This is a genomic window from uncultured Caballeronia sp., assembly GCF_964243625.1.
Lineage (GTDB): Bacteria > Pseudomonadota > Gammaproteobacteria > Burkholderiales > Burkholderiaceae > Caballeronia.
In genome coordinates, this window is the sequence record NZ_CAXTGZ010000096.1 from 1 (window position 1) to 15,187 (window position 15,187).

Genomic DNA, 15,187 nt, shown 5'->3' on the forward strand with positions numbered 1-15,187 from the left:
CTCAAGCGCGTCGCGTGAAGCGATCCGCCCGATCATGGACCGCGCGCACCAGCTCTACTGGTACAACAACCAGTATGAAGGCGGCGTGTGTGACTCGAACGTGTTCGTTACCGGCGCGGTTCCCGAGCAGCAATTCTCGACGCTGATTCCATGGATGATGCAGAAGTACGGCAAGAAGGTTTATACGATCGCGGCGGATTACAACTTCGGCCAGATATCGGCGGAATGGGTTCGCAATATCGTCAAGGAAAACGGCGGCACAATGGTCGGCGAAGAGTTCATTCCGCTCAGCGTCTCGCAGTTCGGACAGACCATTCAAAACATCCAGAAAGCGAAGCCGGACTTCGTGATGACCTTGCTGGTCGGCGCGAATCAGGCGTCCTACTACGAGCAGCAGGCGTCCGCCCATCTGAACCTGCCGATGGGAAGTTCCGTGAACGTAGGCCAGGCCTATGAGCACAAGCGCTTCAAGGCGCCGGCGCTGAAGGACATGTTCGTCACCGCGAACTATGTGGAAGAAGTCGACTCGCCCGCGAGCAACGACTTCAAGAAGCGCTTCCACGCCAAGTATCCGAACGAGCCCTACATCAATCAGGAAGCAGCGAACGCCTACGACGCCGTGTATTTGTACAAGGCTGCAGTGGAAAAGGCGAAGTCGACCGATCAGGCTGCAGTGGAGAAAGCGCTGGATGGCGGCAACATCTGCACGGACGGACCTTCAGGGAAGGTCTGCATCGATCCGAAGAGTCATCACCTGAGCCACACGATCTATCTCGTGCATGTGAAGGAAGATCACTCGGTCGAGATTCCAAAGGTATGGAACGACGTCCAACCGTACTGGCTCGGGCAAGTCGGGTGCAATCTTCCCGTGAAGCCGGATCATCGTCAGTACACGCCGTCGAGCCTGCCCAAGTCCTGATGCAATGACGTGGTCGCCTCGCGCTTCATGGCGGGGCGATCATGCTCATGCCGATACCCAAGCTTCAACGAGATCTTCTTCGCGATGACAGCACTCTCCGCACTGTATTCGGTCATCTATCAGTTTGGCGACAACTTCGCCTACCTTGTGCTTGCCGCGCTCGGGCTGGCCGTCATCTTCGGCATGATGGGCATCATCAACCTGGCACATGGGGAGTTCATCATGTGCGGCGCCTACGTGACCATCATCTGCGCGAAGCGTGGCGTCCCATTGCCTCTCGCCATGCTGTCTGGCGCGCTCGCGGCGGCTATCGCGGGCGTTGCCATCGAACGGCTTGTGATCCGGCATCTCTACAACCGGCTCTACGATTCAGTCGTGGCGACCTGGGCGATCAGCCTGATCGTGCAGCAGACCATGCTGCTCGTGGCCGGTCCGTCCATGGAAGGGATCAGCACGCCTTTCGGGTCGTTCGCTCTCGGCGAATATTCGTTCTCCACATACCGCGCCGTGTTGCCGGTCATCGCGCTGATTATTCTCGGCTTGCTCTACCTGTTGTTTTTCAAGAGCAACTACGGGGTGTGCGCGCGAGCCACGATTCAAAACGCGAACATGGCGCAATCGCTCGGGCTGCGCACGGACCGGCTCTATACGCTGACCTTTGCGCTCGGCGCCGGGCTCGCTGGACTCACGGGCGCACTCTACGCACCGACCATGACGGCGGTTCCGACGATGGGCACGAACTTCATCGTGCAAGCGTTTGTCTCGGTCGTGGTGGGCGGCGCCAATGTGATTGCCGGAACCACGCCGGCCGCCGCCGCGCTCGCCGTCATTCAAACCGCGCTCACGGCGTCGTATGGACAACTGTTCGGACAAATCGGCTTGCTGCTGACGGTGATCGTCGTGATCCGTCTGATGCCGCAGGGACTGGGCAATCTCTTCAGTCGCGCACGCTAGGAATCGCCGATGAATCAAGCAACTTCCAATGCCCCGGCGCGACGCCTCGTTCCGACGGTCATGCGACTCGCGCCGTGGCTGCTGGCCTTGTGTCTGCCGCTTGTTGTCGACAGCACTGCGAGCGGCAACTTCGCGTATTGCCTCGTCTGGTCATTTTCGGCAATAGGGCTTGCCGCAATGTGGGGCCAGGGCGGCATTCTGTCGTTCGGACAAACCGCGTTCTTCGGCCTGTCGGGCTACACCTACGGAATCGTCACGATCAATCTTGGCGATGGCTGGGTCTCGTCATGGAGCGGGTTGCTGATCGGGCTCGCGGTGAGCGTGGTCGTCGCGGCGCTCCTCGGTTACATGATTTTCTACGGCAAGATCAAGGGCGTGTTTATCGGCATCGTGACGCTTTCGGTGACGCTCGTCCTCGAGACGTTCATGGCGCAAACGGCGGGACCGCAATGGGCCATCGGTGAGGCGCGCCTCAACGGATACAACGGCATGTCCGGCATGCCGCCATTGTCGATACCGTGGTTTGGCGGCGAAGTGACGCTGGAGAATACGCGCTTTTACTATCTGGTCGTCGTGCTGCTCGCGCTTGTCTATGGAATTACCCGGCGCCTTCTGGATTCTCCTTTTGGGCTGACACTCGTTGCGATCCGTGAAAATCCGCAACGGGCCGAAATGCTGGGCGTCGATATCCGCCGGCATCAGCTCCTCATCTTCGTATTCGGCTGCGCACTCGGCGGCTTGTCCGGCGCGCTTTATACGATCTGGGGTTCGTACATCACGCCATCCGCGATGGGGTTGACGTCGGCCGCCATGCCGATCATCTGGGTCGCAACGGCCGGGCGCCGAAGCATTGGTGGCGCGATCATCGGCACGGCGCTGCTCGTGTGGCTGTCGCAATGGCTCGCAATCTACGGAAGCCAGTACGCGCTGATCCTGATGGGCGCCATCCTCCTGTTCGTGGTGCTGGTGGCACCTGAAGGTTTGCTGCCTTTGATGTTCAAGCTCGTGCGGCGCGGCACTGCGCGCAAGGCGCATTCGACGCAGTCGTTCAAGGCACGCACGAGGAGTGAGCCATGAGCACCAACCTGCTCGAAACCCGTGCGCTTGCCAAGCATTTTGGCGGCGCGCACGTGATCAACGGTATCGACTTTGCAATCGGCGCGGGTGAGATCCGCTGTGTGATCGGGCCGAACGGTGCCGGGAAAAGCACCTTCTTCAAGCTCATCACGGGCGAGCATCGTCCGAGTGCCGGGTCCGTTTCGTTCCTTGGCCGCGATCTGAATCACGTGCTGCCTCATGAGCGAATCCGCATGGGCATGAGCATCAAGTTCCAGATCCCGGGCATTTTTCCGGAGCTCACCGTGCGCCAGCATTTGCAGCTCGGTTTGCATCGGGCGAAAGACGATCGCATCGAGTCGCTTGGGCAACTGCTTCATCAGTTCTTGCTGACCGAGGAAGAACACGTGCTCGCAGGCAACTTGTCACACGGCAAGAAGCAATGGCTCGAGATCGCGATGGCCGTATCGCTCAAACCGAAGCTTCTTTTCCTCGATGAACCCGTCGCCGGGATGTCCGCGGAAGAAACGCACGCAACGGGCGAGTTGATCATGGGCTTGCGCGAGCGCGGACTCACCATCATGGTCGTCGAGCACGACATGGCCTTCGTGAGGCAGGTGGCGACGCGCGTGACGGTATTGCACGCGGGCCGCCTTTTCGCCGATGGCCCGCTGGAGGAAATCCTCGCACGCGATGACGTCGCCGAAATCTACCTTGGCAAGAAGAAATGACGACTCTGCTCGAAATTGCCGGCGTTGAATGTGGCTATGCTGGCGGCAAGGTCCTGAACGGCGTCTCCATGACGGTCGAGCGCGGAGAGATTCTCGCGTTGATCGGGCGCAACGGTGTTGGCAAGACAACGCTGATGCGCGCGTTGATTGGCCTCGTTCCATTGATGGCCGGCAGCATTGCGCTGAACGGCGAAGAGATTGGCGACTCGCGTCCGTATTCGCGCGCACGGCACGGCGTGGGATACGTACCGCAAGGCCGCGAGGTATTTCCGGCTTTGACGGTGCGTGAAAACCTCCAAGTGGGCGCTCAGTCGAACCGCGCGCACCTTACGGAAATGCTCGACAAGGTCGTGAGCTATTTCCCCGTGCTCGGCGCACGCTTCCAGCAGAAAGCCGGCACGCTGAGCGGCGGAGAACAGCAGCAACTTGCGATTGCGCGTGCGTTGATCGGGTCGCCCAAGATCCTGTTGCTCGACGAACCGTCCGAAGGCATCCAACCTTCAATCGTGGATCTGATTGGCGAGACGTTGACCCGGATAACTCATGAAACCGGAATTGGTGTGTTGCTGGTCGAGCAGAACATGGGGATGGTTGAAAGCGTCGCGGCGCGCTGCTGCGTGATGGACAAGGGGCGGATTGTCAGCACGCTCGACCGCGCCCAACTCGCCGACGAAGAATTGATTCGCCAGTATCTGGCACTTTAGAAAGGACACGGCATGCAATGGCTTAACGACTCGATCATGATGCAACGCGGCGTGGGCGCGAATCGCGAAGGCACGACCCATCACCTGACCGAAGCGCTGCAGGACACGTTTCATTACACCATCGGTCCGTATTCCACACCGGTCATGCACGTTCAGCCTGGCGATACGGTCGTGGTCGAGACGCGTGATGCGTTCGAAGGCAAGATCACGTCCGAGACGGACAAGCCGTCGCAGATCCTGAAGATGCCGTTCCTGAATCCGCAGAATGGCCCGATCATGATCGAAGGGGCGGAGAAGGGTGACGTGATTGCGGTGTACATCGAAAAGATGGCGCCGCGTGGCGATGATCCCCATGGCTTTTGCTGCATGATCCCCAACTTCGGCGCGCTGACGGGTACGGACTACACGGCCTTGCTCAATGAACCGCTGCCGGAAATTGTCCGCAAGATCAGGATCGACGAAGACAACGTCTACTGGAGCCGGCGCAATACCCTGCCGTACAAGCCGCATATCGGCACGTTGAGTCTTTCCCCGGAAATCGACTCCATCAATTCGCTGACACCGGATTCGCATGGCGGCAACATGGACGTACCCGACATGGGGCCGGGCAGCATCACCTACCTGCCGGTCCGCTCGCCGGGCGCCCGTTTGTTCATTGGCGACGCGCATGCGTGCCAGGGCGACGGGGAGGTCTGCGGAACGGCAGTTGAATACGCAAGCACGACCACCATCCGCGTGGACCTGATCAAGAACTGGGCCATAGCGTGGCCACGTCTTGAGAACGAGGACGCGTTGATGAGCATTGGCAGCGCGCGGCCGCTCGAGGACGCGACGCGGATTGCGTATCGTGAACTCGTGCTGTGGATGGCTGCGGAATACGGATTCGACAAATGGGATGCCTATATGATGCTGAGTCAATGCGGCAAGGTGCGTCTCGGCAATTTTGTCGATCCAAAATACACGGTCGGCGCAATGATCGCGAAGCACTACCTGAAGTGATGCCAACGCTGTCCCATGAATGTTTGATCTGAAAAGCGCTCCATGTCTTTATCCGAACCTGTCAAGATCGGGCTGCTCTGCTCGACTACCGGTGCAACTGCGCCGCTGGAGATGTCGCAATGGCGAGGTTCGATCCTGGCCGTGGAGGAGATCAATCAGCGCGGCGGTGTAGCAGGGCGTGAGTTGTCGGTCGTGCACTACGATCCGGGCTCGGACTCCACACGCTTTCGGGCGCTTGCAGAAAAGCTGATTCTCGACGACGGCGTCAACGTGATCTTTGGCGGTTACACGTCGTCGAGCCGCAAGGCGATGTTGCCCGTCGTGGAGAAACATAATCGTCTGCTGATTTACTCGCAGCAATACGAAGGTTTCGAGTTTTCCGAGAACATCATCTATAGCGGCGCTTCACCGAACCAGAACGGCTTGCAGCTTGCAGACTTCATGACGTCGACCTACGGCGCGCGGTGCTACATGGTCGGATCGCGCTACGTGTATCCCTATGAATGCAACCGGACAATGCAGGAACTGTTGCTGCAGCATCCCGACGGCGCGATTCTGGGCGAACGGTATCTGGATCTGAACGCACCGTTCGAACATTTCGCCGATGTCGTCGCGGACATCCGGAAGAAACGCCCCGACTTCATTTTCTGCACGGTGATAGGGCGTACCGTGCCATATCTCTACCAGGCATTCGCGCATGCGGATCTCGATCCGGCGCGCATGCCAATAGGCAGCCTGAATACATCGGAAACCGAAATATCGTTGATGGAACGTGGCGTCGCGACCGGACATATCACTGCGGCGCCATATTTTCAAAGTATCGGCACGCCTGAAAACAGAACAGCGCTCGCGCGCCATACAGAGCGGTTCGGACGCCAGCATCCCACCGACATGAACTGGGAGGCCGCGTACTACCAGATGCACATGTATGCAAATGCCTTCAATAAAGCAGGCTCGGACGATATCGGCACGATCATGCCGCATTTGCTGGGCGCGCAATTCGCCGCGCCGCAAGGGCTTGTGCATATCGACCGCGTCAATCATCACATGGCGCTGTATCCGCGGATCGGGCGCGCGGAAAGCGACGGGCAGTTTTCCATCCTGCGCGAATCGGCCAGCGCGGTGCCCCCGGACCCGTACATGGCATCACAGAGCCTGGGCGACTGGGTGACGAAGCTCAGCACGCGGGAGTACTGACGTGACGTCACAACGTGAGGGTCGACAACGCAGCCTGACCGGTTCGGTACTGAACCGGGGTCTGTCTGTCGTCGTCTTTCATCCCGACGACAACGACGGCGCGACCCTCACCAATCACCTGAAGCGCATGGGCTTTCAGGTGACGGCATTCTGGCCGCCGCTCGAAGTGCTGCCGGACAAGGTCGACCTGGTTTTTCGCGCGCTGATTCCGGAAGAGCAGGCGCCCAGGGATGCATGGCTCGGGCCGGAAGCGCCACCGGTGATATCGATCATCTCCTACGAGAATCCAACGTTTATCGACCAGGCTTTGAAGATGGGCTCGAACGCGATCATCACGACGCCAATACGTGCCTCAGGCTTGCTGGCAACGGTCGTGTTCGCCATGCAAAATGCCAGGCAAAACCGGCAGATGACGGAGCGGATCGCGAGCCTCGAGCAGAAGGTGAATGGTGCGCGGCATCTCAACGAGGCCAAGTCGATCCTGATGGCAATGCATCAGATATCGGAAGCTGAAGCGTATGAAATTCTCCGCGGCCAGGCGATGGCCAAGCGCGTCAGCGTCGACGACATGTGCCACTCGATTATCCAGGCGGGCGAATTGCTGAAGGTGAAACGCACGGCCATCAAGCCCTGTCCCGACGATACCCATACCCAGCCGGACCTTTAAAGGACCCCAAAATGGATTTGCAGCTAAGAGGACTGAAGGCGATTGTCACGGGCGGCACCAAAGGCATTGGGCTGGCGATTGCGCAAACACTGGCAAAGGAAGGGGCAATGGTTGCGATCTGCTCGCGCGACGCGCACGCAGCCGAGCAAACGGCTACATCCCTCGGCGCACTGAGCGGGAGCGCGGCGTTGGGCGCAGGCATTGACGTGGCCGACGGCGCAGCGCTCAAGCAGTGGGTGGAAGACGTTGCTAAGCAATGGGGTGGCCTTGATATTGTCGTGGCGAATGTGAGCGCGCTTTCCATCACGAACGACATTGAATCGTGGCGCAAGCAGTTCGAAACGGACATGCTCGGGACGGTCAACCTGGTCGATGCCGCCATTCCTTATCTCGAAGCCAGTCAAGCCGCTTCGATCGTTGCCATCTCGAGTGTTTCGGGTCGGGAAGTGGACTTTGCCGCGGGGCCGTACGGCACGTTCAAGGCGGCGATCGTGCATTACGTGCAGGGCCTTGCTTACCAGCTTGCGGCGAAGGGAATTCGAGCAAACACAGTGTCGCCGGGCAACGTCTATTTCAAGGGCGGCGTGTGGGACTGGATCGAGAACAACAATCCGGCGCTTTATGCCGAAGCGCTCGCGCTCAATCCGACCAAGCGCATGGCGACGCCACAGGAAATCGCGAACGCGGTCGCGTTTGTTGCAAGCCCTGTTGCGAGCTTTGTCAGCGGCACGAACCTCGTGGTAGACGGTGCACTGACGCGGGGCGTGCAGTTATAGGCAGGGCGTGAGCGCGATCGCCGCGTCTTCGGAAAAGCCTTTCGCCGGCCGGATTTCATCTGTTGGCGACCGGTTCTGTTCTGGCATTTCGACGCAGCACATCTGCCGAAACACCGAACGTCCGAAGGAAAGCGCGGCGCATGCGCTCCCTGTCTGCAAAGCCCGTTTCATCGGCTACCACATTGAGCGTGTGCCGGCCTTGCTCGATCATGAATCTGGCAGCCTCGAGCCGAAGCTGTTCCACCGCTTTTGCCGGTGGCACACCAGTCTCGGCCACAAAGGCCCTGCTGAACTGGCGAGGACTGAGATTGGCCACGGCCGCCAGCTCCTCGACCGTCAGCGGACTGCGCAGATTGCTCCGGATGTGCACGAAGACCGTTTCGATGCGATCGGACTTGGGCGTCATGTCGAGCAGTGCCGAATGCTGCTTCTGTCCACCTAGCCGACGCTGATTCATGACGAGAAGCCTGGCAACCGTTTTTGCGGCGTCGGGGCCGAGGTCATGGTCGATCAACGCCAACACAAGGTCGATCCCGGCGGTCATTCCCGCCGAGGTCCAGACAGGGCCATCGTTGACGAAGATCCGGTCTTCGTCTGTTGCGACCTCGGGGAAGCGTGCCCTGAACTCGGCCGCATGTGCCCAGTGCATGGTTGCACGCCGGCCATTCAACAGGCCGGCCTCGGCGAGAACGAATGCCCCGCTGCAAATCGAGGCGATCCGTCTGGACGCTTTGGACGCTTCCTGCACGAACGCGATCATTGCTGGTTCGAATGGCGGCATTTTCAGCTCGGTGATCGAACCGACGATGACCGTGTCGAAGCAGGGATCGCCAAACTTTTCGGTTTCCAGCGTCATGCCGGCCGACGAGCGCACCGGTCCGCCATGTTCCGACAGCAGATGAATGTCGTAGCACTCGCCTGTCGGGGGCAGGTTCGCTATTTCGAACGCCGTAAGCGCCGCGAGGCTCATCAGCTGAAACCTCTGAGGCACGATGAATCCTATCCGATGCATCTTTCCTCCAGCAGTCTGAAAGTTCCGCAGATGGCGCCAGGGCGGGCACGTGCTTCGCTCGCCGCTGCAAACGTCTTAAATGGTGGCAATTACGACATGCATCGTAACGGCCGTACGCGTTAAGGTACAAGCGCTTTCCCTGTTCACCTTGTACCGGCCGAAAGGAACGCCATCATGTCGAAGATTCTCGAAGCGGCCGCCGTACAGATAGCGCCCGTCCTAAGGTCGTTCGAAAAATCCTGGAGCTGGGCAAGCAGGCCGTTCAGTTCGCGATTTCTGGCAGATCTACAAGAGGAAGCGCATGATGGATTTGCGCGGGCATTGCAGTCGTCCGGACGTGCTCGGGCTCGCGATTGACCGGACTGCATTCCGTCTAAATTAAACACATGCCTACCGTGTCACTGTCGGCCGTTTTTATCGCCTATCTTGTGCTGGTCGCCGCCGCGGCTGCGATCGCTGTATGCGTGAGGCTCGGCTCTCGCGAAGCGACCACGACGCTGGGTTTTATCGCGATCTGGTTGGTATTTGATGGATGGATGGGCGTGACAGGTATCGTGGGGCGGCATGCGAACACATTCCCTCCCGGCATAGCGTTACTCACGCTGCCGGTGCTGGCCGCGGTGCTGGGTGTTGTGCTGACCCGAGGCGGCGCTATGCTCGCCGAGCAGATTCCGCTCGGTGTCCTGATCGGATTTCAGGTATTTCGCGTCGGCGTGGAAATGTTCCTGCATCATCTCTGGAGTCTTGGCCTGGCGCCGAAACTGATGACCCTCGAGGGCGGCAACATCGAGATAGTAGTGGCTGTTACCGCGCCCGTAGCTGCATGGCTCGCATCGCGCGGTACGGCTGGTCGCCGGATCGCATGGGCGTGGAATGTCATCGGAATAATTTCGCTGGCGAACATCGTCGCGCGTGCCGTGTTGACGGCGCCAGGACCGCTTCGACTGATCGATGCAGATCCGCCCGACACGGCAATCCTGATGTTCCCGTACACGTTCATTCCGGGGTTCTTCGTACCCCTGGCGCTGGCCTTACACATCCTCGCGTTTCGAGCGTTTCGTCCGGGCGCGACCAAAGTACGCAAGCGCGGCAACTGTCCGGCTGACGCGACAAGTCGATAGCCGCATCGCGATCGAAATTCCAGCCGGACAACTTTTCCCCAACATGCAGGAGTGGAGACAAATGAACTTCCATGACGACATGCTCGAACGTAACGCCAGCTTTTCCACAACGGGCTTTAAGCCTGACCTCAAGATGATGCCGTCGACAGGAACGATCGTCGTGGGCTGCGTCGACCCGCGTGTCGATCCCGCGAACGTGCTGGGCCTGAAGCTGGGCGAAGCGGCGGTGATTCGTAATGTCGGCGGCCGGGTCAACAATGCGTTGCTCGAAACGTTGGCAGTGCTGAGCGTCGTAGGGGCCGCGGCCGGACGTCCCGGAGGGCCACGCAATCTCGTTCTGCTTCAGCATACTGATTGCGGCATCATCGGCTGCTACCGGCATGCACCTGCGGTGCTCGCCAAGTATCTCGACGTCGAGTCAGCCGCTCTGGACGTTATGGCGATCACGGAGCCTCGCAAGGCTGTCCTCCTCGATATCGCGGCACTCAAGACGCGTCTCGAGCTTCCCGACGGGCTGATGCTGTCGGGTCTGGTCTATGACGTGAAAACCGGCCTGGTCGAGACTGTGGCGGCCCCAGCGCCTCTGCGGACGCCCGCCGCTTAGCGACGGTGTGCGAATCGGCACGAGCGGGTCCCGCATAGCGAGCAGGCCGGCACTCGTCCGAACTACCGATCGCTTCAGTCTCGGCGCGTGGACAGTCCTGCCGATGAGCTCTTCTATTGGAGTATGAGATGAACCCTGATCTTTACCTGGTCACAGGCGCCACTGGAGACACGGGCAGCGCCGCCATTGCGGAGTTGCTGTCGAAGGGCGCACGCGTGCGGGCGCTCGTGCATCGCGAAGACGAGCGTGCGTCCGCGTTGCGCGAGAGAAACGTCGAGATCGTCCTGGGCGACCTGCTGGACAGTCATGCTGTGCAAGCGGCGCTGCAGGGTGTCGCTGGCGCGTATTTCGTGTACCCGGTCATGCAAGCGCGGCTCATCGATGCGACGGCCTATTTCGCGCACGCGGCAAAGCTTGCGGGCGTTCAGTCGATCGTCAATATGTCGCAAATCTCGGCCAAGGACGACGCGCGCAGCCAGGCTGCGCTCGCCCACTGGTATGGCGAGCGCGTGTTCGATTGGGCCGGTGTTCCGACAACGCATCTGCGTCCGACGTTCTTCATGGAATGGCTGACGTACGGTTTCCAGTTGCCGCTTATTGCCAACCACGACTTGCTTCGTGTGCCCGCAGGCACCGGCCGGCACGCGCCGATCGCCGCTGCCGACCAGGGTCGCGTGATCGCCAGTATCCTTCTGGATCCCGCGCCTCATGCGGGCAAAACCTATCCGCTGTTCGGTGCTGAAGAAATGAATCACGAGGCGTTGGCGAAGGCGGTGGGCAAAGCGCTCGGCCGACCGATCCGTTACGAGGACGAGAGCTTCGAGTCGTTCGAAGCACGGCTCACACAGCTCGGCCTGTCAGCGCATTTCATTCAGCACATCGTTTCAGTGTATCGGGCTTATCAGGCGGGCGAGTTCGCAGGCACGAACGACAATGTCGAACGAATCACCGGCAGGAAGCCAATGTCAGTGAGCGATTACGTGACTGCGAACCGCGCGGTTTTTCAGCGGGAAAAAGAGCAATAGCTTTTTCCATGCGATGAACCCGAAGAATTCGAGCATCGTTTGTCGCCGCGCGCCTCCCACTTCGCGCGGCTTTTCTCACTTCGCGGCGAGCGCGGGGTGCTTGAGCAGAAGAGCCGCAGCCGGCGCCGATGAAGCGGGGTTTTGCCCCGTGATCAGCAACCCGTCGCTGACGACGTAGGGCGCCCAGTCATCGGACTTCGAATACACGCCGCCCTTCGCCTTGAGTTCGTCTTCCACGAGGAACGGCACGATATCGGTCAGCCCGACTGCAGCTTCCTCTGAGTTCGTGAAGCCGGTCACTTTCTTGCCTTCGACCAGCGGCTTGCCGTCCGCCGACCTGACGTGGCGAAGGACGCCTGGGGCGTGGCAGACCAAGGCGACTGGCTTTCCAGCGGCGATGAACGATTCGATCAACGCAATCGAGTTCTTGTCTTCGGCGAGGTCCCACAGGGGACCGTGACCGCCTGGGTAGAAGACTGTATCGAAGTCGGACTGCGAGACGCTGTCGAGGCGCACGGTGGTCGCGAGTTGCGCCGTTGCCTGCGAGTCGGCTTCAAAGCGATGCGTCATTTCGGTCTGGTTCGCGGGCTCGTTGCTTTTCGGGTCGAGCGGCGGCTGGCCACCCTTGGGCGAAGCCAGCACGATGTCCACGCCGGCGTCCTTGAACGCGTAATAAGGCGCTGCCAGTTCCTCGAGCCAGAAACCGGTCTTGCGGCCGGTGCTGCCCAATTGGTCGTGCGAGGTCAGAATCATCAGTACTTTCATGGTGTTTCTCCGTCGGTTGAGTAAGTGAATCGGAATAGCGCTAGCGGTTGTAGTAGACCAGTCGTCTATAAAATGGGCCTAAAAAAGCACCTCCGGAAAGGTGCACTTGCCGCGCCGATCTTTCAGGTGGCAAGGTGAAGCATCTGCTGCGTTGTCGTCGTTGCCATTGCGAAGGGCTGCACATTGCGAACGATCTTGACCATGATACTGGCGCCCAGCCATAGCTGGTAAAGGCTTTGCGCAACGTTCTGCGGGTCACCCTCAATTGCAAGCGATCGTTCCGTCACGCCAGTCTCGATAGCGCGCGCCAGCCGGCTGATGATGCCTGCCGTGCCGCGATTCAATGCGGCACGCATTGCTTCCGACATGTCCGCCACTTCGGCGCCCAGTTTGACCGCAAGACATTTGCCCTGGCAGTCATAGAACGATTGCGTTTCCTGCCAGATGCGGAAGTAGTCCGCCAACCGCTGTGCCATATCCAGACCGGGCTGAGCAAGCGTCCGGTCAAGATCGTCCAGATAGTCCTCGAAGTAACTCTCGAGCAGCGCCACGCCGAACGCATCTTTCGAACCGAAGTAATGGTAGAACGATCCCTTCGGCACGCCGGCCTCCGAAAGAATTTCATTCAGGCCAACGGCAGAAAACCCTTTGGCGCCGATCAGCCGTTGACCGACGGCGATGATGTTCTCGCGGACGTCGGTGGTTTCAGATGTGTTTGCAATGGCCATGTACGGACTATAACGCGTAGTAGACCAGTCGTCTACAAGTGGTTTAAAAAGGTGTCGTGACGTTTGCGAGGACAGAGGCAGGCCATCAGCCCCAAGTCGCCGTTCATAATGCGCTTTTCGGCCATATAAAATAGGGTGGCGCTTCCCGCAGGTTGCGAGCCTCGTCGGTCATTGCCTATCTTGGTGCGGGTTCATGCGCGTTCAGTTTCGCTCGTCGACGACGCTCGTGGAAATCGCGAAAGCTGTAATCCATCGTTCGCAAGCGTTCCAAGCCTCGCGCCATCTAGCGTCACTATCGACTGGCTTCGGGCTGTCTTCACATTCTCGCCAGGAAAGCTTCATGCTGAAAATCCATCACCTCGGTCATTCTCAATCGGAACGTGTCGTCTGGCTTTGCGAAGAACTCAGCGTTCCTTACGAGCTCGAAAAATACACACGAGACGCGGTCACCCGCCTTTCGCCGCCTGAACTGAAAGCGCTGCACCCGCTCGGCGCTGCGCCGCTTGTCGAAGTCGAAGGTATGTTGCTCGCTGAGTCGGCCGCTATTGTCGAATTCATTCTTGCGCGCTATGGGCACGGACGATTGCAGCTTGCGCCCGACCATCCGGATTTTGCCTCCTACCTTTACTGGTTCCATTTCGCCAATGGCAATCTTCAACCGGTGATGGGACGATCGATGATGGTGGGACGCTGCGGCCTCGCGCCCGATCATCCGATTCAGGCATCGGTGCAAGAACGGCTGGACAAGGTGCTCGCGCTGCTCGAAGCGCGGCTAGCGCAGAACGATTATCTGGCTGGAAGCGACTTCACCGCAGCCGACATCATGAGCGTGTTCTCGCTGACCACCATGCGCCTGTTTCATTCTGTCGACCTTACGCCTTATCCCTACATACTCGCGTATCTGCAGCGCATCGGCGCACGGCCCGCATACCAGCGGGCGATGGCTAAAGGCGATCCGGACTTGACGCCGTTGCTTACTTGAAGCGGGTCGACGCTTGCTCAAACTGGCCGTAATTGTTGAGCTTGCTCAGCCGAGGCATGTCATTCCAACTTGGTCAATTAACTTGGGACTCTGCGCGCACCGTCTAACGGACGACGCGTCAGCCTGGATAGCGGAGGTGTCGTCCGGTGCGGCAGATAGTGGAAACCGGTGTCAAGGTGGAGAAGATGGATAAGACTCATGCTTTGACTCGCTTCGGATTCAAACGTTGTGCAGAACACCTTGATGGGCAAATCCCCGAGTCTGGAAATGACAAGCGGCCACTGTCCAATGCATTCAGGGTAACTACAGCACCGGAATGGAAACGAACTACGTAGATCGTCGCGCGCCCGGGTTCCCGGATGAGCAAAATGGCTTCAATCCGGGACTTGACTGAATGACTGCTTTGTATGGATTTGATTGACCGTTTCGGGTCGGCCTGCGTCCGATGTGTCGGGCTGTGGACGCCCTGGGCAAGTCTCCAGGACCCGAGCTCATAGACGTATGCCTAATTGATTACCCGTACCGAACTTAAAGAGAGATGTTTCGCAGTTGCCGGCGACGTTGATGAGACGGTCCCGCCATTCGTGCCCAGACTGACCTTGAGCGCTTCGGTTCCACGACGTAACCATGCCTTGACCGTACCAAGCGGTACGGTCATTTCCTCCGCTATCTCCCTGTGCGTTAAATCATGAAAGTACGCTAGCTCCAATGCACGCCTCTGATTGGTTTGGAGGAAGTTCATGCATGTTTCCAAGTGTCGCGCTTGTTGATTCAAGGCCGCCAGCTCACAGGGATCAAGTGTTTCAGCCGTCAAGATTTCGTCAAGTTTATCGCTCCACTCTATCTCCGGCCCCGCAGAGGATTTGCGTCGTCTTAAATAGTCGAAGGTGCGACTTCTGACAATCACCGCCATCCACGCCATTGGCGGGGAAACGCTGCTGTTATAG

General features: G+C 59.2%; 17 protein-coding genes. 13 read left to right on the forward strand and 4 right to left on the reverse strand.

The features are described 5' to 3' along the window. The 9 genes from ACFFAR_RS09090 to ACFFAR_RS09130 form a co-directional block, all read left to right on the forward strand. The coding region (locus ACFFAR_RS09090) for an ABC transporter substrate-binding protein (protein ID WP_174362622.1) at positions 1–919 on the forward strand (919 nt) is incomplete at its 5' end. Positions 920–1,003: 84 nt separating this feature from the next. Further along, positions 1,004–1,873, forward strand: coding sequence for a branched-chain amino acid ABC transporter permease (locus tag ACFFAR_RS09095; protein WP_062003006.1), 870 nt, complete (start codon positions 1,004–1,006; stop codon positions 1,871–1,873). Positions 1,874–1,933: 60 nt separating this feature from the next. After that, a complete protein-coding gene (locus ACFFAR_RS09100; protein WP_375507790.1) occupies positions 1,934–2,950 on the forward strand; it encodes an ABC transporter permease in 1,017 nt (338 codons plus the stop codon). Next, entirely contained in the window at positions 2,947–3,660 is a 714-nt protein-coding gene (locus ACFFAR_RS09105; RefSeq protein ID WP_062170988.1) for an ABC transporter ATP-binding protein, read from the forward strand. Before ACFFAR_RS09100 ends, ACFFAR_RS09105 begins: the two co-directional genes overlap by 4 nt. Next, a complete protein-coding gene (locus ACFFAR_RS09110) occupies positions 3,657–4,364 on the forward strand; it encodes an ABC transporter ATP-binding protein (RefSeq protein ID WP_062170986.1) in 708 nt (235 codons plus the stop codon). The genes ACFFAR_RS09105 and ACFFAR_RS09110 overlap by 4 nt, the downstream gene beginning before the upstream one ends. A 12-nt stretch (positions 4,365–4,376) precedes the next feature. Continuing rightward, positions 4,377–5,363 carry an acetamidase/formamidase family protein gene (locus ACFFAR_RS09115; protein WP_174362620.1) on the forward strand — a complete coding sequence of 329 codons (987 nt, stop codon included), beginning with the start codon at positions 4,377–4,379 and terminating at the stop codon, positions 5,361–5,363. Positions 5,364–5,405: 42 nt separating this feature from the next. Then, positions 5,406–6,560: a transporter substrate-binding domain-containing protein gene (locus tag ACFFAR_RS09120; protein ID WP_062003001.1), complete on the forward strand. Its 1,155-nt coding sequence runs from the start codon at positions 5,406–5,408 to the stop codon at positions 6,558–6,560. Position 6,561: 1 nt separating this feature from the next. Further along, the gene (locus tag ACFFAR_RS09125) at positions 6,562–7,227 is read left to right on the forward strand and encodes an ANTAR domain-containing response regulator (protein ID WP_062003000.1); all 666 of its coding nucleotides are present in this window, start codon (positions 6,562–6,564) and stop codon (positions 7,225–7,227) included. Between the two features lie 11 nt (positions 7,228–7,238). Further along, positions 7,239–8,003, forward strand: coding sequence for an SDR family oxidoreductase (locus ACFFAR_RS09130; RefSeq protein ID WP_174362619.1), 765 nt, complete (start codon positions 7,239–7,241; stop codon positions 8,001–8,003). 55 nt (positions 8,004–8,058) lie between these two features. Here ACFFAR_RS09130 and ACFFAR_RS09135 read toward each other — a convergent pair whose 3' ends face one another. Further along, positions 8,059–9,015, reverse strand: a complete 957-nt coding sequence (locus tag ACFFAR_RS09135; protein WP_174362618.1) for a helix-turn-helix domain-containing protein — start codon at positions 9,013–9,015, stop codon at positions 8,059–8,061. Positions 9,016–9,401: 386 nt separating this feature from the next. Between ACFFAR_RS09135 and ACFFAR_RS09140 the strand changes: the two genes are divergently transcribed. The 3 genes from ACFFAR_RS09140 to ACFFAR_RS09150 all read left to right on the forward strand — a co-directional run bounded on the left by ACFFAR_RS09140 (position 9,402) and on the right by ACFFAR_RS09150 (position 11,765). Continuing rightward, positions 9,402–10,136 carry a hypothetical protein gene (locus ACFFAR_RS09140; RefSeq protein ID WP_174362617.1) on the forward strand — a complete coding sequence of 245 codons (735 nt, stop codon included), beginning with the start codon at positions 9,402–9,404 and terminating at the stop codon, positions 10,134–10,136. 61 nt (positions 10,137–10,197) lie between these two features. After that, positions 10,198–10,740 carry a carbonic anhydrase gene (locus tag ACFFAR_RS09145; RefSeq protein WP_174362616.1) on the forward strand — a complete coding sequence of 181 codons (543 nt, stop codon included), beginning with the start codon at positions 10,198–10,200 and terminating at the stop codon, positions 10,738–10,740. A gap of 128 nt (positions 10,741–10,868) precedes the next feature. Next, positions 10,869–11,765 carry an NmrA family NAD(P)-binding protein gene (locus ACFFAR_RS09150; protein ID WP_174362615.1) on the forward strand — a complete coding sequence of 299 codons (897 nt, stop codon included), beginning with the start codon at positions 10,869–10,871 and terminating at the stop codon, positions 11,763–11,765. A 75-nt stretch (positions 11,766–11,840) separates the two neighbouring features. Here the strand turns inward: ACFFAR_RS09150 and ACFFAR_RS09155 are convergent, their stop codons facing one another. Further along, positions 11,841–12,530, reverse strand: a complete 690-nt coding sequence (locus ACFFAR_RS09155) for a type 1 glutamine amidotransferase domain-containing protein (RefSeq protein ID WP_062170973.1) — start codon at positions 12,528–12,530, stop codon at positions 11,841–11,843. A gap of 122 nt (positions 12,531–12,652) precedes the next feature. After that, complete coding sequence (locus tag ACFFAR_RS09160) at positions 12,653–13,258, reverse strand: TetR family transcriptional regulator (RefSeq protein ID WP_174362614.1); 606 nt, start codon at positions 13,256–13,258, stop codon at positions 12,653–12,655. A 340-nt stretch (positions 13,259–13,598) separates the two neighbouring features. Here ACFFAR_RS09160 and ACFFAR_RS09165 point away from each other — a divergent pair, with 340 nt between their 5' ends. After that, a complete protein-coding gene (locus ACFFAR_RS09165) occupies positions 13,599–14,240 on the forward strand; it encodes a glutathione S-transferase family protein (protein WP_062172548.1) in 642 nt (213 codons plus the stop codon). A gap of 505 nt (positions 14,241–14,745) precedes the next feature. Here the strand turns inward: ACFFAR_RS09165 and ACFFAR_RS09170 are convergent. After that, the coding region (locus ACFFAR_RS09170) for an RNA polymerase sigma factor (protein WP_375507789.1) at positions 14,746–15,187 on the reverse strand (442 nt) is incomplete at its 5' end.

Bases quoted from the DNA above. Each gene is read 5' to 3' on its own strand.
- ACFFAR_RS09095 (WP_062003006.1), top strand. From the start codon at position 1,004: ATGACAGCACTCTCCGCACTGTATTCGGTCATCTATCAGTTTGGCGAC.
- ACFFAR_RS09100 (WP_375507790.1), top strand. From the start codon at position 1,934: ATGCGACTCGCGCCGTGGCTGCTGGCCTTGTGTCTGCCGCTTGTTGTC.
- ACFFAR_RS09105 (WP_062170988.1), top strand. From the start codon at position 2,947: ATGAGCACCAACCTGCTCGAAACCCGTGCGCTTGCCAAGCATTTTGGC.
- ACFFAR_RS09110 (WP_062170986.1), top strand. From the start codon at position 3,657: ATGACGACTCTGCTCGAAATTGCCGGCGTTGAATGTGGCTATGCTGGC.
- ACFFAR_RS09115 (WP_174362620.1), top strand. From the start codon at position 4,377: ATGCAATGGCTTAACGACTCGATCATGATGCAACGCGGCGTGGGCGCG.
- ACFFAR_RS09120 (WP_062003001.1), top strand. From the start codon at position 5,406: ATGTCTTTATCCGAACCTGTCAAGATCGGGCTGCTCTGCTCGACTACC.
- ACFFAR_RS09130 (WP_174362619.1), top strand. From the start codon at position 7,239: ATGGATTTGCAGCTAAGAGGACTGAAGGCGATTGTCACGGGCGGCACC.
- ACFFAR_RS09135 (WP_174362618.1), bottom strand. From the start codon at position 9,015: ATGCATCGGATAGGATTCATCGTGCCTCAGAGGTTTCAGCTGATGAGC.
- ACFFAR_RS09140 (WP_174362617.1), top strand. From the start codon at position 9,402: ATGCCTACCGTGTCACTGTCGGCCGTTTTTATCGCCTATCTTGTGCTG.
- ACFFAR_RS09145 (WP_174362616.1), top strand. From the start codon at position 10,198: ATGAACTTCCATGACGACATGCTCGAACGTAACGCCAGCTTTTCCACA.
- ACFFAR_RS09150 (WP_174362615.1), top strand. From the start codon at position 10,869: ATGAACCCTGATCTTTACCTGGTCACAGGCGCCACTGGAGACACGGGC.
- ACFFAR_RS09155 (WP_062170973.1), bottom strand. From the start codon at position 12,530: ATGAAAGTACTGATGATTCTGACCTCGCACGACCAATTGGGCAGCACC.
- ACFFAR_RS09160 (WP_174362614.1), bottom strand. From the start codon at position 13,258: ATGGCCATTGCAAACACATCTGAAACCACCGACGTCCGCGAGAACATC.
- ACFFAR_RS09165 (WP_062172548.1), top strand. From the start codon at position 13,599: ATGCTGAAAATCCATCACCTCGGTCATTCTCAATCGGAACGTGTCGTC.